The organism is Psychrobacter sp. TB20-MNA-CIBAN-0197 (assembly GCF_040309765.1).
Lineage (GTDB): Bacteria > Pseudomonadota > Gammaproteobacteria > Pseudomonadales > Moraxellaceae > Psychrobacter > Psychrobacter submarinus.
The window spans coordinates 1-246 of sequence record NZ_JBEOPC010001186.1 but is presented as its reverse complement, the minus strand read 5'-3'; the positions used below and the strand labels follow the sequence as shown (position 1 = coordinate 246).

At 42.3% G+C, this 246-nt stretch carries 1 protein-coding gene; it reads right to left on the bottom strand.

All coding sequences use genetic code 11. From position 1 onward, the window contains the following. Positions 1-246: 2OG-Fe dioxygenase family protein (locus AAEY83_RS17690; protein ID WP_351061297.1), on the bottom strand; the 246-nt coding region annotated here is incomplete at both ends.

Genomic DNA, 246 nt, shown 5'->3' with positions numbered 1-246 from the left:
ATGCCACACTTGACGGTCGTTTATTAATGCAAACATGCCGTCTTTTATTTCCATTTTAAAACAAGGCTCAGCTTGCTTGTTTTCGTATACAAGTAGCTCGCCGCCTTCTAAGTTTTCATGAGAAACGCCGCATATACATACATGATCAAAACCATCTTGATGTACGCCTTCTGGCGCTGCCGGCGTATCGCTGTTAATTGCAAGCATACGGAACTGATGAATTTCAATATCACGCTGCTCATCAAT